Annotated in this window: 23 protein-coding genes; 8 read left to right on the plus strand and 15 right to left on the minus strand. The window is 67.9% G+C overall.

All coding sequences use genetic code 11. The features are described from left to right. Positions 1 to 248: 248 nt before the first annotated feature. Positions 249 to 947 (minus strand): GntR family transcriptional regulator, encoded by a 699-nt coding sequence (locus HL658_RS24125; RefSeq protein WP_180283687.1) that lies wholly within the window; start codon positions 945 to 947, stop codon positions 249 to 251. Positions 948 to 1081: 134 nt separating this feature from the next. On the opposite strand from HL658_RS24125, the gene HL658_RS24130 reads away from it, so the two are divergent. Continuing rightward, complete coding sequence (locus HL658_RS24130; protein WP_180283879.1) at positions 1082 to 1330, plus strand: hypothetical protein; 249 nt, start codon at positions 1082 to 1084, stop codon at positions 1328 to 1330. Positions 1331 to 1333: 3 nt separating this feature from the next. Here HL658_RS24130 and HL658_RS24135 read toward each other — a convergent pair whose 3' ends face one another. The 4 genes from HL658_RS24135 to purC all read right to left on the minus strand — a co-directional run bounded on the left by HL658_RS24135 (position 1334) and on the right by purC (position 3515). After that, positions 1334 to 1747, minus strand: coding sequence for a bacteriohemerythrin (locus HL658_RS24135; RefSeq protein WP_180283688.1), 414 nt, complete (start codon positions 1745 to 1747; stop codon positions 1334 to 1336). A gap of 84 nt (positions 1748 to 1831) precedes the next feature. Next, a complete protein-coding gene (locus HL658_RS24140; RefSeq protein ID WP_180283689.1) occupies positions 1832 to 2473 on the minus strand; it encodes a DNA glycosylase family protein in 642 nt (213 codons plus the stop codon). Continuing rightward, a complete protein-coding gene (gene purS, locus HL658_RS24145) occupies positions 2470 to 2712 on the minus strand; it encodes a phosphoribosylformylglycinamidine synthase subunit PurS (protein WP_180283690.1) in 243 nt (80 codons plus the stop codon). The genes HL658_RS24140 and purS overlap by 4 nt, the downstream gene beginning before the upstream one ends. Before the next feature lie 38 nt (positions 2713 to 2750). Beyond that, complete coding sequence (gene purC / locus HL658_RS24150; protein ID WP_180283691.1) at positions 2751 to 3515, minus strand: phosphoribosylaminoimidazolesuccinocarboxamide synthase; 765 nt, start codon at positions 3513 to 3515, stop codon at positions 2751 to 2753. A gap of 231 nt (positions 3516 to 3746) precedes the next feature. On the opposite strand from purC, the gene HL658_RS24155 reads away from it, so the two are divergent. Beyond that, positions 3747 to 5207 (plus strand): ATP-binding protein, encoded by a 1461-nt coding sequence (locus HL658_RS24155; protein ID WP_180283692.1) that lies wholly within the window; start codon positions 3747 to 3749, stop codon positions 5205 to 5207. 20 nt (positions 5208 to 5227) lie between these two features. On the opposite strand, the gene HL658_RS24160 is transcribed toward HL658_RS24155, so the two are convergent. Further along, positions 5228 to 5989, minus strand: a complete 762-nt coding sequence (locus HL658_RS24160) for an NRDE family protein (RefSeq protein WP_180283693.1) — start codon at positions 5987 to 5989, stop codon at positions 5228 to 5230. Between the two features lie 172 nt (positions 5990 to 6161). Here HL658_RS24160 and HL658_RS24165 point away from each other — a divergent pair, with 172 nt between their 5' ends. The 4 genes from HL658_RS24165 (at position 6162) to HL658_RS24180 (ending at position 8945) form a co-directional block, all read left to right on the plus strand. Further along, positions 6162 to 6482 carry a DUF1476 domain-containing protein gene (locus tag HL658_RS24165; protein ID WP_180283694.1) on the plus strand — a complete coding sequence of 107 codons (321 nt, stop codon included), beginning with the start codon at positions 6162 to 6164 and terminating at the stop codon, positions 6480 to 6482. Positions 6483 to 6597: 115 nt separating this feature from the next. Continuing rightward, the gene (locus HL658_RS24170) at positions 6598 to 7698 is read left to right on the plus strand and encodes an AAA family ATPase (RefSeq protein ID WP_180283695.1); all 1101 of its coding nucleotides are present in this window, start codon (positions 6598 to 6600) and stop codon (positions 7696 to 7698) included. Continuing rightward, positions 7695 to 8303, plus strand: coding sequence for a DUF4276 family protein (locus tag HL658_RS24175; protein WP_180283696.1), 609 nt, complete (start codon positions 7695 to 7697; stop codon positions 8301 to 8303). Before HL658_RS24170 ends, HL658_RS24175 begins: the two co-directional genes overlap by 4 nt. Before the next feature lie 150 nt (positions 8304 to 8453). Beyond that, positions 8454 to 8945 carry an Hsp20/alpha crystallin family protein gene (locus HL658_RS24180; protein WP_211109834.1) on the plus strand — a complete coding sequence of 164 codons (492 nt, stop codon included), beginning with the start codon at positions 8454 to 8456 and terminating at the stop codon, positions 8943 to 8945. Between the two features lie 823 nt (positions 8946 to 9768). Here the strand turns inward: HL658_RS24180 and purB are convergent. The 8 genes from purB to HL658_RS24220 form a co-directional block, all read right to left on the minus strand. Then, entirely contained in the window at positions 9769 to 11067 is a 1299-nt protein-coding gene (gene purB, locus HL658_RS24185) for an adenylosuccinate lyase (protein WP_180283697.1), read from the minus strand. An 87-nt stretch (positions 11068 to 11154) separates the two neighbouring features. After that, on the minus strand, positions 11155 to 12222 hold the full coding sequence (locus HL658_RS24190) for a zinc-binding metallopeptidase family protein (protein ID WP_180283698.1): 1068 nt from the start codon (positions 12220 to 12222) through the stop codon (positions 11155 to 11157). A gap of 103 nt (positions 12223 to 12325) precedes the next feature. Continuing rightward, complete coding sequence (locus tag HL658_RS24195) at positions 12326 to 13027, minus strand: ABC transporter ATP-binding protein (protein ID WP_180283699.1); 702 nt, start codon at positions 13025 to 13027, stop codon at positions 12326 to 12328. Continuing rightward, entirely contained in the window at positions 13027 to 13803 is a 777-nt protein-coding gene (locus tag HL658_RS24200) for an ABC transporter ATP-binding protein (protein WP_246337836.1), read from the minus strand. Before HL658_RS24200 ends, HL658_RS24195 begins: the two co-directional genes overlap by 1 nt. Further along, positions 13779 to 14768, minus strand: coding sequence for a branched-chain amino acid ABC transporter permease (locus HL658_RS24205; protein ID WP_180283701.1), 990 nt, complete (start codon positions 14766 to 14768; stop codon positions 13779 to 13781). Before HL658_RS24205 ends, HL658_RS24200 begins: the two co-directional genes overlap by 25 nt. A gap of 6 nt (positions 14769 to 14774) precedes the next feature. Beyond that, positions 14775 to 15689, minus strand: a complete 915-nt coding sequence (locus HL658_RS24210) for a branched-chain amino acid ABC transporter permease (protein WP_180283702.1) — start codon at positions 15687 to 15689, stop codon at positions 14775 to 14777. 24 nt (positions 15690 to 15713) lie between these two features. Then, positions 15714 to 16892, minus strand: coding sequence for an ABC transporter substrate-binding protein (locus HL658_RS24215; RefSeq protein WP_180283703.1), 1179 nt, complete (start codon positions 16890 to 16892; stop codon positions 15714 to 15716). Positions 16893 to 16940: 48 nt separating this feature from the next. After that, a complete protein-coding gene (locus HL658_RS24220) occupies positions 16941 to 17720 on the minus strand; it encodes a hypothetical protein (protein ID WP_246337837.1) in 780 nt (259 codons plus the stop codon). Between the two features lie 281 nt (positions 17721 to 18001). On the opposite strand from HL658_RS24220, the gene HL658_RS24225 reads away from it, so the two are divergent. Together HL658_RS24225 and HL658_RS24230 are read left to right on the plus strand one after the other, a co-directional pair. Continuing rightward, positions 18002 to 19057, plus strand: a complete 1056-nt coding sequence (locus tag HL658_RS24225) for a glycosyltransferase family 2 protein (protein ID WP_180283704.1) — start codon at positions 18002 to 18004, stop codon at positions 19055 to 19057. Positions 19058 to 19143: 86 nt separating this feature from the next. After that, positions 19144 to 20523, plus strand: a complete 1380-nt coding sequence (locus HL658_RS24230; protein ID WP_180283705.1) for a hypothetical protein — start codon at positions 19144 to 19146, stop codon at positions 20521 to 20523. Between the two features lie 13 nt (positions 20524 to 20536). On the opposite strand, the gene HL658_RS24235 is transcribed toward HL658_RS24230, so the two are convergent. Beyond that, positions 20537 to 20935 (minus strand): nuclear transport factor 2 family protein, encoded by a 399-nt coding sequence (locus HL658_RS24235; protein WP_180283706.1) that lies wholly within the window; start codon positions 20933 to 20935, stop codon positions 20537 to 20539. Positions 20936 to 21157: the final 222 nt, after the last annotated feature.

Here is a 21157-nt window from a genome sequence, read left to right on the forward strand (position 1 = left end):
CCGCCCCTGTCCTGCACCGGTTCCCCCGGCGCGTCCTTGGTTCAACGAATACGCCCGCACGCATCTGTTGACAAGACGGACAATCAGTGACATTGATGAATTGAGGAACCGCTCACAGGACCATAAGGTTCAACAAGAACCCGTCCTTCGGCACCGTTCGCGTCTGGGGAGGAACAAGCGCGCGGGGTGGGTGTACGCGCCGTCACCGGCGGCGTACGCCTGCCCCGCGTTGCTGTGCTTCCGCGGGGTTAGGGAATCTCCGCCGGCTGACGGGCGGCCACCTCGGCGCTGGCCTCGCTGACCAGCAGCACGTGGGAGCGCATGGCGCGGGCGGCGGTGTCGCCGTCGCCGGCCAGGATGGCGCGCACCACCACGTCGTGCTCGGCCCAGGAGCCGGCCAGCCGGCCCAGCACCGTGAACTGCGCGCGGCGGAAGGCGGAGACGCGGCGGCGGGCGGCCAGCACCGTCTCCTCCAGCTCGCGGTTGTGCGAGCCGCGGTAGAGGGCGGCGTGGAACTGCCGGTTGGCCGCCTCGTAGCTGTCGCGGTCGCCGGAGCGGACGAAGCCCGCGGCGTCGCGGTGCAGCACCTCCAGCGCGTTGCGCTCGCGCGTGGTCATGCGCCCGGCCGACAGGCGGGCGCAGACGGCCTCCAGCTCGGCCATCACCTCGAACATCTCGGCCAGCCGCTCGCCGCTGATGGTGGCGACGACGGCGCCGCGGTTGGGCCGCCGCTCGACCAGCCCGGTGGCGGCGAGCAGTTGCAGCGCTTCCCGCACAGGGGTGCGGGAGACCTTGAAGCGCTGCGCCAGCTCCTGCTCCTCCAGCCGGATGCCGGGGAACAGCCGCCCGTCCACGATGTCGTCGGCCAGCCGCTGCGCCAGCTCGTCGGCACGCGAGCCGCGCGCCTGCCTGCCGACCGCCCCGTTCCGCGCGCCACGTGCCGCCATGCCCGGTCCTGGTTTCCGAATGGGTTGCATGGAACGATGCATACATCGTTCCGGTGCCGCATCAAGCAGGAAATGGGTTCCATGCCCGCCGCCGCACCCTATCTTAAACCGCCTGTGGTGACGGGGGTGTGGCGATGCGGTGGGTGGTGATGTTCCTCGGCCTGTGCAGCGGGCTGGTGGCGGTGGCGGCGCTGACCTTGTGGGCGTTCGAGGGCTTCGCCACCTGGAACCTCAGCGTCATGGGGGTGGTGGCGCTGGTGGCGGGCTCGGCGCTCACGGCGCTGCTCGCCATCGGGCTGATGGCGCTGGTGTTCCACAGCCACCGCAGCGGCCACGACGAGGCCGCCGCCCACGACGACCCCTTCGCCGGCCCGCGGCCCTGATCGCTACGCCCGCGCCGGCGCCGGCTTGACCGCGTATTCGCCGAAGCGGGTGTCCTCGCGCAGGATGTGCTTGGACAGCCAGCCCGCGCAGAACTCGAACACCTCCTCGCCGCCGATGGCGTCGCGTTCGAGCTGGAAGCGGCGGCGGTAGGATTCCACCTGCTCGGTCAGGCTGTCGTGCAGCGCCTTGTGCGCGGTGTAGGTGGGGTAGGCGCGCTCGCGCATCTCCGCCTCCTCGGCGGCGAAATGGCGCTTGGTGTAGTCGATCAGCTCGTCGAGGATGGATTCCACGATGGCCGGGTCGCGGCGGTTGTCCTCGTCCGCCAGCTTGTTGACGATGGCGACCAGGACGCGATGGTCCTCGTCCAGCGCGTCGATGCCGACGCTCATCCACTTGGACCATTGGATGGGTTGCATGGCTTCCCCCCGAAGCGTGCCGGCCGTGGGGTCCGGCCGGATTGTCTTGTCGGGAACCGTTGTGGCACCCGCCCGCCCCGGCGGTCAAACGCGCGGACGCCGCTGCGACACTGTGCGCGGGGCAACGCGCGCCGCCTCCTGCAACGCCACATAATGGTGCCAGATCAGCCGGGCGGCGAGGCTGCGGTGCGGCCGCCACGCCTCACCCGCCTCGATCAGCCGGGCCCGCGTCGGCGGCTCGGCCCAGCCCTTCAGCCGTTGCAGGCCGAGCTTGATGGCGAGGTCGTCCACCGGCCACAGGTCGGGCCGCCCCAGCGCCATCATCAGGTAGATCTCGGCGGTCCAGCGCCCGATGCCCTTCAGCCGGCAGAGTGCGGCGATCGCCTCCTCGTCGGGCAGGGCGTGCACCGCCGCCACGTCGAAGCGTCCGGACGCCACCGCCTCGGCCATGCCGCGCACATAGCCGATCTTCTGGCGCGAGAAGCCGCAGGCCCGCAACGTCTCGTCGGGCAGGGCCAGCAGCCCCTCCGGCGTCACCGGATCGAGCAGCTCCAGCAGCTTCGCCCACAACGTCTCGGCGACGCGGGTGGACAGCTGCTGCTCCATGACGATGCGCACCAGACCGGGAAAGCCCGCCGGCCGCGTGAAATCACGCAAATCCGGCCCGCCGACGCGGATGCATTCGGCGAAGACCGGGTCCAGCGAACAGAGATGCGTAACGCTCACGCCACCAGTTCGATGGCGTAATCCTCGATCACCGTGTTGGCGAGCAGGCGGTTGCACATGGCTTCCACCTCCTGGCGGGCGGCGGCCTCGTCGGCGGCCGTCAGGTCCAGCTCGATGACCTTGCCGGCGCGCACATTCTCCACGCCGCCGAAGCCCAGCGTGTGCAGCGCGTGCTCGATGGCCTTGCCCTGGGGATCGAGGACGCCGCGCTTCAGGGTGACGTGGACCTTGGCCTTCATCTCGTCGGGTTCCGTGTTATGGGTGCGATGGGGAGCGGTTACTGGACGGCCTTGGGCGGCTTCACGTCGCCGGGTCCGCCCTCGGGCAGGATGCCGAGCCGGCGGGCCACCTCCTGGTAGGCCTCCTCGACCTTGCCCAGATCCTCGCGGAAGCGGTCCTTGTCCAGCTTCTCGTTGGTCTTGATGTCCCACAGCCGGCAGTTGTCGGGGCTGATCTCGTCGGCGATGACGATGCGCATGTCCTCGTTCTCCCACAGCCGGCCGAACTCCAGCGTGAAGTCCACCAGCTTCAGCCCGATGCCGAGGAAGAGGCCCGACAGATAGTCGTTCACGCGCAGCGCCAGCGCCACCATGTCGTCCAGGTCCTGCGGGGCGGCCCAGCCGAAGGCGGTGATGTGCTCCTCCGTCACCAGCGGGTCGCCCAGCTCGTCGGACTTGTAGTAGTACTCGACGATGGAGCGGGGCAGGGCGGTGCCCTCGGCCAGCCCGAAGCGCTTGGCGAAGTCGCCGGCCGCGACGTTGCGCACCACCAGCTCGATCGGGATGATCTCGACCTCGCGGATGAGCTGCTCGCGCATGTTGAGCCGCCGCACGAAATGCGTGGGCACCCCGATCTCCGACAGCCGGCTCATCAGATACTCGGAGATGCGGTTGTTCAGCACGCCCTTGCCGGTGATGACGCCCTGCTTGCTGTTGTTGAACGCGCTCGTGTCGTCCTTGAAGTACTGGACGAGCGTGCCGGGTTCCGGCCCTTCGAACAGGACCTTCGCCTTGCCCTCGTAGATGCGCCGGCGTCGTGTCATGGGGTGGTGGTCCAAACTCGTACGGGACCGGACCCGATGCGGGGCCGATCCCTGGGATAACGAGCACAAGGATATAGCAAGCCGCCCTGTGGAACACAATGCGCGGGGCGTCGCCTGCGGACGCCGCCGGAGCGCGTCACAAAGTGGCACGGAATTGCGCTTTTCGATCGATCGCTTGTACGGGAGTGCAAAGTTAGATAAAGTCCGCTTTCATTAACCGGCGAGGACCCCATGCTCGAAATCACGCAGGAGGAGGTGGTCGGCAGCCTTGCCGCCGAGAATCCCTGGTGGGACGAGGGCAAGGCCGAGGACCGCTACACGCGCCTGCCACGGCGCGGCTATTTCCGCATGTTCTTCGAGCTGATCGTGCAGACCGCTTTGAATCGTGCCGTGGTTCTGATGGGACCGCGGCGGGTCGGCAAGACGGTGATGATGCAGCACGCCGTCCAAGGGCTGATCGACCGTGGCGTGCCGGCCCGCTCGATCCTGTACGTGTCCATCGACGCGCCGACCTACACCGGCATGCATCTGGAAAAGTTCCTGCACCTGTTCTTCGAGCGCAACGGTGTGGGCCGCGCCGACGAGACCTATGTGCTCTTCGACGAGGTGCAGTACCTGAAGGACTGGCAGGTCCACCTGAAGTCGCTGGTCGACCGCTACCCCAACACCCGCTTCGTCGCGTCGGGCTCCGCCGCCGCGGCGCTGAAGCGCGCGTCGAACGAGTCCGGCGCCGGCCGCTTCACCGACTTCCTGCTACCGCCGCTGACCTTCGTGGAATACCTAAATTTCATCGGAGTTGAGAACGAGCTTATCACTCAGAATTATGATGGTGAATACGAACTCCGCACATCCGGCAGCATTGAGCTTCTTAATGCAGAGTTCGTCAACTATATCAATTATGGCGGCTATCCAGAGGCGGTTCTGTCCGACGTGGCTCGTGGTAATCCATCGCGCTTCATCAAAAGCGATATCATAGACAAGGTTCTGCTGCGCGACTTGCCCAGCCTCTACGGTATTTCCGACATTCAGGAACTCAACAAGCTCTTCACCAGTGTCGCCTACAACACCGGCAACGCCGTCAGTCTGGAGAAGCTGTCACAGTCGTCGGGCGTCTCGAAGCCGACGATCAGCCGTTACCTCGATTACCTCGAAGCGGCGTTCCTGATCACGCGGTTGCGCCGGATTGATGAAAAGGGAGGCACCTTCGCGCGGGAGCGTGAGTTCAAGGTCTATCTTACCAATCCGTCGATGAGGGCCGCGCTGTTCCAACCGGTGACCGCCGACAGTGAAATAATGGGGCAATTGGTCGAGACCGCGATTGTGGGACAGTGGCTCCACTCTCCGTTTTTCAACGAACTTGCCTACGCCCGCTGGAAGCGGAGTAAGCGGTCGAAGGAACATCAGGACTCTTACTGTGAGGTCGATCTGGTCCGTTGGATCGACGGATCGAATCGACCGTTCGAATGCACTGAAATAAAATGGTCTGACCGCTTCGTTGAGCGTCCAGAACAATTGGAGGGTTTGCTGGAGTTTTGCCGGAAAAACTCGGTGATATTGAAGATTGAAGCAACCACTCGATCAAGGTCGGCAATAACATCTGTTTCTGATATCACGATTCAGCAAATGCCTTCTGCTCTCAAGTGTTATACGATCGGGCGTGAAGCGCTCGACTTCAGAGAGCTGATTTCCTGAGTGCAGGCGAATCCCGCCCCTCACCCCATCTCCACCACCCCCCACCCAACCTCCGACGGCCGCCCGGCGGCGAAGTGCCAGAGCGGGTCGAGCTCCGGATGCTCGACGCCGGGCAGGGCCAGCAGGCTGCCGCACACGGTGCCGAAGCCGTTGGGCATCCGGAAGTCCATGGCGCCGCCCTCGCCGCGGGCACCCTGCCAGTCGCGGCTGGCCAGGGCCGCCGGCCAGCCGCCCCAGTCGGCACGATCCGGATCGGGTGGGACGGCGCCGCGGAAGTCCGGCAGGTGGCGGGTGATGCGGGCGTCGGCCGGGTCGTCCAGGTCGAAGGCGGTGACCATGTGCACGCCGTCGGGGATCTCCACCACCTCCGGCCGGTGGCGCGGGGTGTCGCCGCGGTTCATCAGCAGCCAGGCGTCGCGGTTGTCGGCGACCACCAGGTTGAAGCTGCGGTAGGCGCGGGTGTCGAGCTGGGCCAGAGCCAGCACCGCGTCGGCGGCGTCGGCGTGGTCCAGCGCCTCCAGCACCAGCTCGCCGCGCGAGCGCTTGCCCGCCTGCGGCCCCAACGTGCCGTGGCGGTTGAGCACGCAGGCCATCACCCCGTCGTCGTTCAGCCCGAACCAGGTGCCGCCGGCCAGCACGTCCAGCCCCGCCACCACGTTCGGCCGGTCCGGCCAATGGCGTGCCGGCGGCTGCCAGGGCCGGTCGGTCATCTCGTCGCGGTTGGCGCCGACGATCAGCGGCCAGCGGTGGTCGGGGCGGCGGAGCAGGACGACGCTGCACATGGGCTTGACGATTCTCGCTTTGTTATGAAATGCATCGCTGTGGCGGCACGCCGCTTTTCGACCGATGCGGCGGCGCGCCGCAGCCGGGTCCGGATCGGCGGTGGCGCCGGTCCGGGCTTACGCTGTATAACGCCGTCCGGGAGCGCAAAACCACCAAGGAGTCCGGTTGTCCATGACCACCTTCGACGAGCGCGAGCGGGCTTTCGAGAACAAGTTCCAGCACGATCAGGACCTTCTGTTCCGCATCCGTGCCCGGCGCGACAAGCTGGCTGGCCTTTGGGCGGCTGACCTCCTCGGACTGAAGGGTGCCGAGGCCGACGCCTACGCCCGCCAGATCCTGGACGCGGACTTCGGCACCGCCGGCCCGCACGACATCCGCACCCGCCTGATCGCCGACCTCCAGGCCCGCAATGTCGACATCTCCGACCACCGGGTCGACAAGGAACTGGACCACATCCTCACCGTCGCCCGCGAACAGGTGATGGCGGAGTAAACCGGGCCGAAGCGTCGCTCATGAATGGCCGCAGCCGCCATTCATGAGCGGCCGTGTGCCCCAGCCTTACGCTGCGCGCGTTGATGCCCTATCATGACACGAGGAGGGCCGTGCGATGGCGTTGAAACTCGATCGGATGGTTCTGCAGGGATTCAAGTCGATCCGATCCATGGATCTTGCCTTCGGCGAACTCAACCTGCTCATCGGCCCGAACGGCGCCGGAAAATCCAACCTGATCGGCTTCTTCCGGTTCATGCACAATGTCCTCAACAAGGACATGCAGTTCCATGTGAGCCGACAGGGGGGTGCCGAGCGACTCCTGCATTTCGGCTCGAAAATTACTGATAGCATATTTACGGAATTTGACTTTGGGCCGTTCTCGTACAGCTTCTCCCTGGTGCCATCGTTGAATGGCGACTTGGTGTTCGAATGGGAAACTTGCTCGGAAAGGTCCCCCGATCCGCAATCGGCTGAGCCGCTTTGGATCCACACGCTGGTACGCGGAGGCGCCAAAGAGTCGGGCCTTCCACGTCCTGGCAATCTTGGCGACGATGCCCCGGATCATGTGCTGCTCACCATGAGCGGGTGGATCGTCTACCACTTCCACGACACGGGCGATACCGCTGCGGTCAAGAAACCTTGCAACATTCACGACAACGCTTGGCTCCATCCCGATGCCGGCAACCTCGCGGCATTCCTCCATCTCATCCGGCAGGAGGACGTGGCGGCCTACGCTGACATCGTGGAAACGGTGCGGCGCATCGCCCCCTTCTTCCACGACTTCGTTCTCGAGCCGGATCGGCTGGCGCCCGACCAGATCCGGCTGCGCTGGAAGCACCGGGGCACGGACGCCTACTTCGACGCCAACGACCTGTCGGACGGCACCCTCCGCTTCATCGCCCTGGCGACGCTGCTGCTCCAGCCCGATCCCGCTCCGTCCATCCTGATCGACGAACCGGAACTCGGCCTTCATCCCCACGCGATCGAGCTGCTGGGTGGGATGATGCGGTCGGCGTCCACGCGCACCCAGATCATCGCCTCCACCCAGTCGGTCACCCTGGCAAACCAGATCCCCTGGCGTGACCTCATCATCGTGGACCGCGTGGACGAGGCGTCGGTGTTCCGGCGCCTGACGGAGGCCGAGGTCGAACCGTGGCTCGACGCGTATGGTCCGGGCGACCTCTGGCGGAAGAACCTCATCGGGGGAACGCCGTGACGATCCGGCTGGTTCTGTCGGTCGAAGGGGCGACGGAGCGGGCCTTCGTCCAATCCGTGCTGGCTCCGCACCTTCAGGCGCACGGCCTGTACACCACCCCGGTGTCGCTCGATGGAAACGTCTCGCTGGACCGGCTCCGCCACGAGCTGCCGCGGCTCGCGCCGGCCTTCGACGCGATCAGCACCATGTACGACTTCCACGGCTTCAAGCGTCGGGGCGACCGGTCGCCGTCGCAACTGGAGGACGCCATCCGTTCGATCTGTCCGACCATCATCCCCTACATCCAGGTGCATGACTTCGAGGCTCTTCTGTTCAGCCATCCGGACATCACGGCGGCGGCTCTGCGCGATTCCGGCCGGGCGCAGGAACTCCACGCGATACGCTCCCGCTACGCATCGCCGGAAGAGATCGACAGCCGGCCGGAGTGCTTTCCGAAGGCCAGACTGCACCGGCTCTTTCCCCGCTACGATCCCGTGCTGCACGGCCCATCGATTGCGGAGCGCATCACGCTCGCCACGCTGCGGGCGGAATGCCCCCGCTTCCACGCCTGGGTCGCTCGCCTGGAATCCCTCGGGGCGGTTGAGCGGAGGGAACCTTCACCGTAAACGTCCAGTATACACCAAATCGCGATGAAGCGGGAGCGGTGGTTGTACCGCTCCCGTCTTTGATCCTTGTCAACCCTCGCCGAAGCCGAGGCGCGCTACAATGCGCCCATGGCACCGCGGAGGTGCGGTGCGCTCTTTCGGGAGGGTGCCATGAACCTGACATCGCTGAATCCCTTCCGCGCCGGTGGGCGCGGCGTGCGGCGGGTGGAGGAGGATCCTTTCACCGGGCTGCGGCGGCAGATGGACCGGATGATCGACGACATGACGCGGAGCTGGGGCGTGCCCGCCGCCGCCCGCGCCACGGACCTGCCGGATCCGGCCTTCGACGTGGCGGAGAACGACGAGGCGCTGACCGTCAAGGCCGATCTGCCGGGTGTGGACGAGAAGGACGTCGAGGTGGTGCTCGACGGGTCGCTGCTGACCATCCGCGGCGAGAAGCGGTCGGAGCGGGACGAGGAGAAGGACCAGTACCACTTGGTCGAACGGAGCCACGGTTCCTTCACCCGCTCCTTCCGGCTGCCCTTCGACCCGGCGGACGGCGTCCGCGCCGCCTTCGACAAGGGCGTCCTCACCGTGACCCTGCCGAAACCGCCGGAGGCTCGCAGCGCGGCCCGCCGGATCGAGATCGGCAAGCCCTCGTAGACCCGCGAGAGCGGGGACGGACGGCGGATCCCGTGGGGGCAGGCGCCGCCCCTGCCTCCGGGCTCCGCCGCACCGCTCTTGCGAATTTTTATTCCTTCATATAGGATCAAAAACCCCTTACCTGGCACCGGGAGGCCCGCCGATGCCCGTCGCTCCCGGCATGCGCCGCGGTCCCAAGGCGGTGCCGCGCGACCGGTCGCAGGGGCTGGCCGCGCTGGGCTTCTACCAGAGCTTCACGCGGATCGCCTTCCTCACCAACGACCCGCGGGTGGCCTGCGCGGAAGCCGGCCACGCCAAGCGCGGCCGGCGCCTGCCCGATACGGGGCCGGACGCCATCCCCGGCCCGCCCGCCATCCGCGCCTGGGAGGGGCGGCTCGTCCCGCGCTCGCGCACGCCTGACCGGGTGTGGGCGCGGGCCGCCCGCGCGCTCGCCGCCGGCTACACGCCGCGGCAGGTGTCGGACTCGCTCGGCATCGGGCCGGACGCGCTGCGCAACGCCTGGAAGGAGGCGGACGACTTCCGGTATCGGACCTACTGGGAATACCACGCGATGATCGCCGAGGCTCGCGCTCGGCTGCGGCGCAACAACGCCTATGTCATGCCGGCGGCGCTGGTGCCGGACTGGCAGAAGGCGATGTGGGCGCGGATGGAGGCGGCGGCGTTGTCGCGCCCGGCCCCGTGCGACACCCCTGTCGCACGTTCGCACACAGACAAACCGCCGCAACCCCCTGAAGCGTCGGCAAAATCCCCCTTCACCCGCCGTGCGACACTCCGCGACGGCGCCAAAAAGCGTCGCACGATGTCGCACGGGGATGCGCCGGTCTCAGCCCTCGCCGAAGACGCGGCGGAAGATCGTGTCCACATGCTTGGTGTGGTAGGCCATGTTGAACATGGGGGCCAGCTCGTCGCGGCTGATGTGCTGCACGACGTCATGATCGGCGGCCAGCAGGTCGAGGAAGCTGCCGCCGTGCCGCCAGACCTGCATGGCGTTGCGCTGCACCGCCAGATAGGCGTTCTCCCGGCTCATGCCGGCCTGGGTGAGGGCGAGCAGCACCCGCTGGGAAAAGACCAGCCCGCCGAGATCGTCCAGGTTCTTCTGCATCCGCTCGGGATAGACGACCAGCTTCTCGATCATGCCGGTGGCGCGGGCGAGCGCGAAGTCCAGCGTGACGGTGGCGTCGGGGCCGATCATGCGCTCGACCGAGCTGTGGGAGATGTCCCGCTCGTGCCACAGCGCCACATTCTCCATCGCCGGCACGACATAGCCGCGGACGATGCGGGCGAGGCCGGTGAGGTTCTCCGACAGCACGGGGTTGCGCTTGTGCGGCATGGCGCTCGACCCCTTCTGGCCGGGGTGGAAGTATTCCTCCGCCTCGCGCACCTCGGTGCGCTGGAGATGGCGGATCTCCACCGCCAGATTCTCCAGCGACGAGGCGATAACGCCCAGCACGGCGAAGAACTGGGCGTGCCGGTCGCGCGGGATCACCTGGGTGGAATGCGGCTCCACCGTCAGACCCAGCTTGGCCGCGACATGCGCCTCCACATGCGGGTCGATGTTGGCGAAGGTTCCGACGGCGCCGGAGATGGCGCAGGTCGCCACCTCGTCGCGCGCCGCCACCAGCCGGGCGCGGGCGCGGGCGAAGGCGGCGTAATGGCCGGCCAGCTTCAGCCCGAAGGTGGTCGGCTCGGCGTGGATGCCGTGGCTGCGGCCGATGGTCACGGTGTGTTTGTGCTCGTAGGCGCGGCGCTTCAGCGCGGCCAGCAGCCCGTCGAGATCCTGGATCAGCAGGTCGCCCGCCTGTTTGAGCTGGACGGCCAGGCAGGTGTCGAGCACGTCCGACGAGGTCATGCCCTGGTGCACGAAGCGGGCCTCATGCCCGACATGCTCGGCCAGATTGGTCAGGAAGGCGATGACGTCGTGCCGGGTCTCCCGCTCGATCTCGTCGATGCGCTCCACCTCCCACTTGCCGCGCTCCCACACGGCCTCGGCGGCGTGCTTGGGGATGACGCCCAGCTCGGCCTGCGCGTCGCAGGCGTGCGCCTCGATCTCGAACCAGATGCGGAACCGGTTCTCCGGCTCCCAGATTCGGGCCATCTCGGGGCGGGTGTAGCGGGGGATCATGGCGGGTCTCCGGACTGTCGCGGCGCAAACGCGCCGGACCTTAGCCGCGCCGGCCCGCCCTGGCTAGATCCCGTGTCGCAGCGCCGCTCAGCCGCCCCCCTTGCGCACGAGATCATGGACGTAGGCCAGCTTCCCGATGGCCGTCGGCGACAGCACGAAGGGGTAGAGGTCGGGCTGGCCCATGCTGCGGTTCAGGCTGTTGACGGCGTAGGTCAGGGGCAGCCAGGTGTCGATCAGGTCGTCCATGTCGCGGACCCGGTGCGGGTCCGCATCGACCTCGGCCTGCAGCTCGTGCCCCAGGCGGATGCGCGGGCGCACCTTCAGCCCGAAGGCGCGGGCCGTCTCCAGCGTGTCGATGATGTGCAGGTAATGCGCCCAGGTCTCCGCCCAGTCCTCCCACGGGTGGGCGGTGGCGTAGGCGCTGACGAAGCTGTTCTGCCAGTCGGCGGGCGGGCCCTGGTCGTAGTGGCGCTTCAGCGCCTCGCCGTAATCCTCCCGCTCGTCGCCGAAGAGCGCGCGGAAGGAGTCGATGGCGGCGGTGTCGCGCACCAGCCGGTCCCAGAAATAATGACCGACCTCGTGGCGGAAGTGGCCGAGCAGCGTGCGGTAGGGCTCACCCATCGCCGTGCGACGCTTTTCGCGTTCGGCGTCGTCGGCCTCGGCCACGTTGATGGTGATCAGTCCCTCGGCGTGGCCGGTCAGCACGGGCACCGGGTTGCCGTCCGCGTCCACCCCGTCCGTCAGGAAGTCGAAGCACAGCCCGCCGTCGTCGTGCAGGGCGCAGGCCTTCGGGCGCAGACCCAGCCGCAGCAGGGAATAGAACAGGTGGTGCTTGGCCATCTCCAGCCGGCGCCAGCGGGCCAGATTCTCCTCGTCCGACAGGTCGGGGATGGTGCGGTTGTGCTCGCAGGCGGCGCAGTAGGTCTCGCCACTGTCGGCCGGCACCATCCAGTTGCAGGCGTCGTGCGCGGCGTTGGCGCAGAAGACGTACGGCGTGCCCGGATCGGCCAGCGCCCGCCAATGGTCGCCGTCCGGCTCCAGCGCCGACAGGGTGCCGCGGTCGGGCAGGTAGCCGAGCCGCCGTCCGCAGCTTTCGCACAGCGTGTTCTCGAAATAGAGCGGTTGTCCGCAATGCTGGCATTCGAAGAGCTTCATGGTCGGCCTCGTCCGGTCTGGGGCGCGCGCGTGCTGCCCTGCATGAACGGTGGCGGGCCGGCACCGGCCCGGTCGCTCCTCGAAAAATTCCGGCTGACGAGGGTCACACGCCGAGATACCGGTGCTGCAGCTCCGGTTGGGCGGCGAGCTCGGCGGAGCGGCCGGTCCACACCAGCCGGCCCTTCTCGATCACATGGTGCCGGTCGGCCAGATCCATCAGCGCCGACAGGTTCTTATCCACCACCAGGATGGCCTGCCCCTCGGCCTTCAGCCCGGCCAGACAGCGCCAGATCTCCGCGCGCACCAGCGGGGCCAGACCCTCGGTCGCCTCGTCCAGGATCAGCAGGGCGGGGTTGGTCAGCAGCGCGCGGCCCACCGCCAGCATCTGCTGCTCGCCGCCGGACAGCGTGCGGGCAACCGCGTTCCGCCGCTCCAGCAGCTTGGGGAACAGCGCGTACACCCGCTCCGCGGTCCAGGGCGGGCGGCGGTCCAGCCGGTTGGCCGCGGTGGCGATCAGGTTCTCGTGCACGGTCAGGGTCGGGAAGACCTGCCGCCCCTCCGGCACCAGCGCGATGCCGGCCCGCGCGATGCGGTGCGGCGGCAGCCCCGCCAGCTCCCGCCCGCCGAATTCCACCCGGCCGGCGGCGGGGGGGAGCAGGCCGAGGATGCTGCGGATGGTGGTGGTCTTGCCCATGCCATTGCGGCCGAGCAGCGTCGCCACCTCGCCGGCGCCCACGGCGAGTTCCATGCCGAACAGCGCCTGGCTGCGGCCGTAGAAGGCGGTCAGGCCGGTCACCCGCAGCATCACGCGGCCTCCCCACCCAGATACGCCTCGCGCACCGCCGGGTCCGAGCGGATCGCCGCGGGAGTCCCGGTGGCGAGCGCCCGACCGCGGACCAGCACGGTGATGCGGTCGGCGAGCGCGAACACCGCGTCCATGTCATGCTCGACCAGCAGGATGGTGACCGTGCCCTTCAACGACCGCAGCAGCTCCACCATCCGCGCGGACTCCTCCGGCCCGCAGCCGGCCATCGGCTCGTCGAGCAGCAGCAGGGCGGGATCCCCCGCCAGCGCCATGGCGAGCTCGAGCTGCCGCGCCTCCCCATGGGCGAGATCGGACGCGTACACGTCCGCCCGCGCCGACAGGCCGACCCGCTCCAATACGGCGCGCGCCGGATCGCCCAGCCGCCGGTCCCGCCCCGCGTCCCTCCAGAAGCGGAAGCTGTGCCCGGCGTGCGCCTGGACCGCCATCGCCACATTGTCCAGCACGCTGAAACTCGGGAACAGCGAGGTGATCTGGAAGGAGCGGGCCAGCCCCATGGCCGCCCGCCGGTGGGCGGGCAGCCGGGTGACGTCCCGGTCCCGGAAGCGTACGCTGCCGGCGTCCGGCCGCAGCTCCCCGGAAAGCTGGCCGATCAGCGTGGTCTTGCCGGCTCCGTTCGGCCCGATCAGCGCGTGCAGCTCCCCGGCCGTGACCGCCAGCGACAGCCCGTCGGTGGCCGCAAGCCCGCCGAAACGCTTGACCAGATCCCGGACCTCCAGGGCCGCCGGCGCGCTCATCGCCGCGACCCCGCGATCCATCCCCACAGCCCCCGCCGCGCGTACAGCACCAGAAGCAGGAGCACGGGACCGAGCACGATCTTCCAATGCTCGCCCAGTCCGGGCTTGGCGAGGTTCATCAGCTCCGGCACGAACTCCTCCAGCAGCAGCAGGGCCGCGGCCCCCACCACCGGGCCGGCCAGCGTGCCCATGCCGCCCAGCACGACCATCACGATCAGGTCGCCCGACCGGCTCCAATGCAGGTACTGCGGCCCGACGAACAGGGTGGCGTTGGCCAGCAGCGCCCCGGCCAGACCGGCGATGGCTGCCGCGATCACGAAGGCCGCTAGCTTGTACCGGGTCACCGGAAAGCCCAGCGCCCGCATGCGCCGCTCGTTGTCCTTGGCGCCGCGGAGCACCCGTCCGAACCGCGAACGCACCATCCGGTGCGCCGCGACCAGCACGGCCACGAGTATGCCCAATGTCACGTAATAGAAGACGGTGTTGTCGGCCAGCGCCGGGCTGTCCGGCAGCTCGTTGCGGTTCCACAGCGCGACGCCGTCATCCCCGCCATAGGCCTTCAGCCCGGTCATCAGGTAGAACAGCATCTGCGCGAAGGCGAGGGTGATCATGATGAAGGGCACACCCGTCGTGCGCAGCGAGATCAGGCCGATCGGCACCGCCGCCAGCGCCGCCACGGCAGCCGCCAGCGGCCAGACGATCAGCGCGTTCTGCGTCGCCGTCAGGCCGAGGATCGGGGTGTATTCGGACGCGTGCACGAACAGCACCCCCACGACATACGCCCCGACCCCGACGAAGGCCGCATGACCGAAGCTGACCATCCCCCCGTAGCCGAGGATCAGGTCCAGGCTGACCGCGGCCAGCGCGAAAACCAGGATGCGGGTCCCCAGCCGCACGTAGAAGGGCTCGCCCATCCAGGCGGCCACCACCGGCAGCAGCAGCCCGACCGCGAGCATCACAAGAAGGGCGAAGCGAGGGCGCGTCATCCGTCCTCACCCCGCCGGAAACAGGCCGCGCGGGCGGATCGCCAGCACCAGGGCCATCAGCACATAGATCGCCATGGACGCCGCCGCCCCGCCGGCGCCGTTCGCCGCGGCCGGATCCAGGAAAAGCCGGAACAGGGCTGGCAAGGTGGCGCGGCCCAGCGTGTCCACCATGCCCACCAGCAACGCCCCGGCCAGCGCGCCGCGGACCGAGCCGATACCGCCGATCACGATCACCACGAAGGTGAGGATCAGGATCTGCTCCCCCATCCCCACCTGCACCGCCAGCACCGGCCCGGCCATGGCCCCGGCCAGGCCCGCCAATCCCGCGCCCAGCGCGAACACGAGGCTGAACAGCAGCCGTACGTCCACCCCCAGCGCCATGACCATCTCGCGGTTGGTGGCCCCGGCGCGGATCAGCATGCCAACCCGCGTCCGCGCGATGAGCAGCCAGAGCAGCAGCGCCACCGCGACACCGACGCCGAGAATGGCGAGGCGGATCGCCGGGTATTGCAGCCCGAACAGGTTGACCGTGCCCGCCAGCGCCGCCGGCGGGTTCAGGAAGATCGGCACCGGCCCCCAGATGATCCGCGCCAACTCGTTGAAGAAGAGGATCAGGCCGAAGGTCGCCAGCACCTGATCCAGGTGATCACGCCGGTAGAAGCTGCGCAGCGCCGTCCACTCCACCGCCAGCCCGACCAGGGCGGTCAGCGCCACGGCCGCCAGCAGGGCCAGGAGGAAGTGGTCGAAGACGCCGACGAAGGCCGCCGTCAGATAGGCGCCCACCATGTAAAAGGACCCGTGCGCCAGGTTGATCAGGTCCATGATCCCGAACACCAGCGTCAGGCCGGCGGCCATCAGGAAGAGCATGACGCCGAACTGCAACCCGTTCAGCGCCTGCTCGGCGATCAGCAAGGTATCCATGTCCGGGTGTCTGGCATCCCGGCCTCACTTCATCGCGCAGTCCTTGGCGAAAGCGTCGGCGTGGTTGGTGAAGGCGGTGCCGACGGTCTTGTTTGTCACCGTCCCGTCCGCTCCCTTCACCACCTCGCGCAGATACACGTTCTGGATGGGGTAGTGGTTGTTGTTGAAGCGGAAACCCTCGCCGCGCACGCTGTCGAACTTGGCGGTCTTGAAGGCGGCGCGCAGCGCATCCTTGTCGTCCAGCTTGCCGCCGGTGGCCTTGATGGCGGCATCGATCAGCAACGCGGCGTCGTAGCCCTGGCTGGCGTACATGGACGGCAGGCGGTTGTGCTTCGCCTTGAAGTCGGCCACGAAGCGCTTGTTCGCGGCGCTGTCCATGTCCGGGCTCCACTGCGCGCTGTTGCGCACGCCGAGGGCGGCGTCGCCCACCGCGGCCAGGATGTCCTGATCGAAGGAGAACCCGGGACCGAACAGGGGCACGTTGCCCTTCAGACCGGCCTGATCGAACTGCTTGATGAAGTTGATGCCCATCCCGCCGGGGTAGAACACATACACGGCGTCGGGCTGCGCGGCCTTGATCTGGGCCAGTTCGGCGGCGTAGTCGAGCTGGCCGACCTGGGTGTACACCTCCCCGGCCACGCCGCCCTTGTAGTAGCGGCGGAAACCGGCCAGCGCGTCCTTGCCCGCCGGATAGTTCGGGGCCATCAGATAGACCTTCTTGAACCCGCGCTCCTGCACGTGCTGGCCGACCGCCTCGTGGATGGTGTCGTTCTGCCAAGCCACGTTGAAGAAGTACGGGTTGCACTGGGCACCGGCGAGCTGCGACGGGCCGGCGTTGGGGCTGATGAAGAAGGTCTTGGCGTTCGCCAGCGTCGGCATCATGGCGAGCGCCAGGTTCGACCACACCACACCGGTCACCAGATCCACCCGGTCACGCTCGACCATGCGGTTGGTCAGGCCGACCGCCACGTCCGGCTTCTGCTGGTCGTCGGCCTCCACCACCTCGGTCTTCAGGCCGCCGAGCGAGCCGCCGAGATGCTGCAGCGCGAGTTGGAACCCGTCCCGGATGTCGATGCCCAGACCGGCGCCCGGCCCGGACAGGGTGGTGATCATGCCGATCTTCAGCGATCCGTCGGCGCCAAGCGCCGGCCCGGCGAACAGGGCCAGAGCCGATGCGGCGGCGATCAGGGTGCGGGCGGTCATCTCGTGCTGCCTCCGTGTCTTATCGTTGGTGCGGGGTGAAACCGTTGGTCATGCCGCCCGGCGCCGGCGCCGGCGTTCGTCGGCCCAGGTGCGGACGGTGGCCGGGCGCCCGTCGGCGTCGATCAGCCCGGCGGTGTGGAGCGTCTCCACATGGTCGATGAAGAAGCGGGTGGTGGTCGGCCGCTCCCATCCTTCCATCCAGTTCTGTTCCAGAAACGCCAGGATCGCGGGGTGGCCGAGTTCGGCCTCCCAAAGAATGCCGAGCAGCGACGTCTGCTGCTCCTCGTGCATGCATTGTTCGAAGGTCAAGGCTTGCTGGCCGCGCGCTTCCGCACGCAGGGTGGTTTCGGGTCCGGGGCCCAGTCCGTATTCGAGCAGGCCGCGCCGTTCAGGAGCAGCGCAGAGCCAATGAGCCACCTCGTGGACGATGACCGTCGCCTCGACGTCGGTGCGGATGACCGACCCGTCCCACATGAAGCTGGCACTCGGCTTCTCGTCGAGCGTGCCGATGCCGTGGGCATGGGCGAGCGCCACACCGTCGGCGCGCTGGGCCGGTGTGTCGACGCCATGCCGGACCGGCCACGTGTCGGCGATGCGGCGGAACGCGCCGAGCGCCGTCGCGTGGCCGGACAACGCGGCGGCGAAACCGGCAATGGCGGTTGGCAGATCGGCAGCGGGTATCGGAGTCAGGATCATGGCCGCGGGCGTGGGAATGGCTTGCGCGCCCTTATTGCCCGACGAACGGCAACCGCCGCAAGGGGAGTGCCGGTGGCCGGCGCGTTTTTCCGGAACGCCGGGAGTCCCGGCGCGGAGTCCGGTGGCCGGCATGGCTACCGGCGTCGAACCGCCGCAGGCGTCCTGCGGGCGGGATGCACACGGGCACCCCGATTTCGGGGAATAATCCTCGGGCGGCGCTGTTCGCCGTACCGATGGGTCGGTATCGGATTTCGGAGTCCTGCACTGTGCGCGCAGAGGCAATCCGAATGTTTGGGTAGCAAGCATTTTGCTCCGGTGCCGGCGCCATGGTATATGCCTTATGGGTGGATGGCCAGCCGGGGCCTCGCCCGCCACGAGTCCCGGCCGAGTCCGAACCGATACCGACACCCACGATGCTCCTCACCGATCCCTCCTCCGGCGCAGGTCTCAAGGAAGCGGCGGCGCCGCGCACTCTGCCGCCCGGCCAAGGCGCCGGCCGACCCTGCCTGTCGATCGTGATTCCCTTCTACAACGAAGGCGAGAACGTCGATGCCTTGTTCGAACGCCTCACCCCCACGCTCGATCGGCTGGGCATGGCATGGGAAGTCGTGTGCGTCAATGACGGCAGCCGCGACAACACGCTCGATCGACTGATCGCCGCCCATGGCCGCGAACCCCGCATCAAGGTCGTCGAACTTTCGCGCAATTTCGGCAAGGAACTGGCACTGTCCGCGGGGCTTCGCCACACCACCGGCGATGCGATCGTTCCGATGGACGCGGACCTCCAGCACCCACCGGAGCTGCTCCCCGATCTGATCGCGCGATGGCGCGAAGGCTTCGACGTCGTGGTCGCCGTGCGCCACGCCCGGATCGGGCAGAGCTTCCGGCACCGGCTGTTTGCCAGGGCCTTCTACTGGGTCTTCGACAACCTGTCCGAAGTGCGGCTGCCGCGCGAGGCCGGTGATTTCCGGCTGATGGACCGCAAGGTCGTGGATGTGATCAACCGGATGCCGGAGCGCACGCGCTTCATGAAGGGCATCTTCGCCTGGGTCGGTTTCCGCCAGACCAGCATCCCCTATCTGCAGGGCGAAAGGGTCGGCGGTGAGGCGAAATGGGGGTTCGTGAAGCTCCTGCGTCTGGCTTTCGACGGGCTGACCGCCTTTTCCACATTTCCGCTGCGGGTGTGGAGCATCGTCGGGATGGTGGTGTCCGGCGTCGCTTTCGTTTACATCGTCATTCGGCTGCTGCGGACCCTGCTCTTCGGTATCGACGTTCCCGGATATGAATCGCTGCTCGTGACCATCCTGTTCCTGGGTGGGATTCAGCTGATCACGCTGGGGATCATCGGCGACTACCTTGGCCGGGTGTTCAATGAGGTGAAGGGCCGGCCGCTCTTCATCGTGCGCTCGGTTCATGGTTTCGACGATCAAAAGGTGTCGGCCGAACGGTCGGAGGCGGGGGGGGAATGACGAGCGAAGCGGTTGTCATCGACGCCGGCGGACGTTCCGGCGCTGGGCTTTCTTTTGAGTTCCCGTGGCGCGAAACCGCGCTGTCCGTGGCTTCGGTCGCGATGGCCGCCGTCCTTCTGGCGCTTCCGGCGCTGTGGAACGGCTATCCGCTGCTGTATTGGGACAGCGCCGACTACATCGCCATGCCCTTCACCGGCGATGTGCCGGTGTTCCGCACCGTCTCCTACACCATGATGACGGTCTTCGGCGTGATGGCCGGAACGCTGTGGGCGGTGGTGGCGGTGCAGAGCCTTCTGCTGGCGTGGCTGCTGCATGAGATCGTCGATGCCTTCGCGCCGTGGCGGGCCCGCATCGCCTTGGTTCCCCTGGTGCTTCCGGTCTCCCTGTTGACGGCGCTTCCCTGGTTCGCCGGGCAGATCATGGCGGATGCCTTCACCGGGGTGCTGGTCCTCGGCATGGCGGCGCTCGCCTTCGGGCCGGCGTGGATGGGCCGGTCACGGCGTGTGGCGATGGCCATGGTCCTGGTCCTGGCGACCGGGGTCCACACCTCCCACATCGCGATCGGCGGCGGCCTTGTCGTGGTGTTCCTGGCTTTGCGGTGGCTGGCGGTGCTGCCCGGCTGGCGTTGGGCTTCGGCGCGGGTGGGGCTGCCGATCCTCGTGGTGGTCGGCGGGGCGGTGTTGGCCGCCATGGCCAACTGGTCCCTGACCGGACGCGTCTTCATCAGCCAGTCCACCGGCAATCTTCTGCTCGCACGCATTGTCCAGGACGGCATCGCGAAGAAGTACCTGGACATCGTCTGCCCCCAAGGCGTGACGCTGCGGCTCTGCCCCTACCGCGACCGGCTGCCGAAGACGGCCAACGCGTTCCTGTGGTTCCCCGGCACCTTCTACCGGATCGGTGGTTGGGCGCCGGAGGTGCAGGAGGAGTCGAACCGCATCGTGTCCGAGTCGCTGCGCCTGCTGCCGTGGGAGCATGTCAAGGCCGCCGCGGTTCTGACCTGGGATCAGCTTCTGATGGTGAGGACCGGTGACGGCGTCATCAAGCTGGACACCATCCACGCTGACGACAAGGTCGAGACCAATCCGTTCATGCCGAAGGTCATCGGTCGGCATTACCCGCAAGACATGGCCGATTACTGGGCGAGCGAACAGAGACGTGGCATCGACTTCACCGTCATCAACCGCATCCAGGTGCCGTTGGCCTTCGCCGGGTACCTCCTGGCGCCGGCCGTCCTGGTTTGGGCCTTCCGCCGGCGTGACCGGCTGGCGGCGGGGCTGGCCCTGACCGTGGTGCTGGGCATCCTCGGCAATGCCTTCGTCTGCGGTGCGCTGTCCAACCCGAACGACCGGTATCAGGCCCGCATCGCCTGGACCGCCCTGCTGGCGGCGGGGATCGGGGCGGCCCGGCTGCGGCGGCCGGAGACCGGGGCCGACAGCCGGACCATGATCCAAATGCAGCCCTAGGCTGGCGAGCGGATCAGTGGAGGCGGCGCTTCGGCTCCGCCTCCGGGCGGGGGGCGAGGGGGCTCGCCTGGTGGTGGGCGAGGCGCCATTCGCCGTCCTCGCGCACGAAGAGGTTGGCGGCGGCGAGCACGGCGCTGCCGTTCAGCACCTCCTCGCACAGCACCAGAGCGGTGTCGCGGTAAAGGCTCACCCGTTCCGCCCGCGCAACGATCGGCGTCGCAGGCCCGGACCGCATCAGGTCGCGCCAGCTCGTCATCACGTCGGCGCGCCCGAACAGGGCCTGCCAGCCGGGGTGGATGCAGCTCACCGGCAGGCTGTCCGCCCACAGCTCGTCCATGGCCTCGAAGTCGTGCTCGGCGAAGGCCCGGTAGAAGTTGCGGTTGAGGCGGAGGATGTCGTCGGGGTCGGCCATACGTTAACGCTCTGGTTGCGAATCGGGCGTGGACCGGTGATCCGCCCGCACGCCCCGGACATCTAGGGGGTACTCCGCCGGACGGGCAAGCGATCTCCGGAAGACCATGCCCCCGGCACGCACGATCACCGGCGTGTGTGTCCGGAAGGCGTCACCACTTTCGACGGACATAGGGTCGCGGCACCCTTTCGGTGTTCTCCGCCGCGTGCCATATGCAATCGG

The organism is Azospirillum oleiclasticum (genome assembly GCF_013423485.1).
In the GTDB taxonomy this organism is placed as follows: Bacteria; Pseudomonadota; Alphaproteobacteria; order Azospirillales; family Azospirillaceae; genus Azospirillum; species Azospirillum oleiclasticum.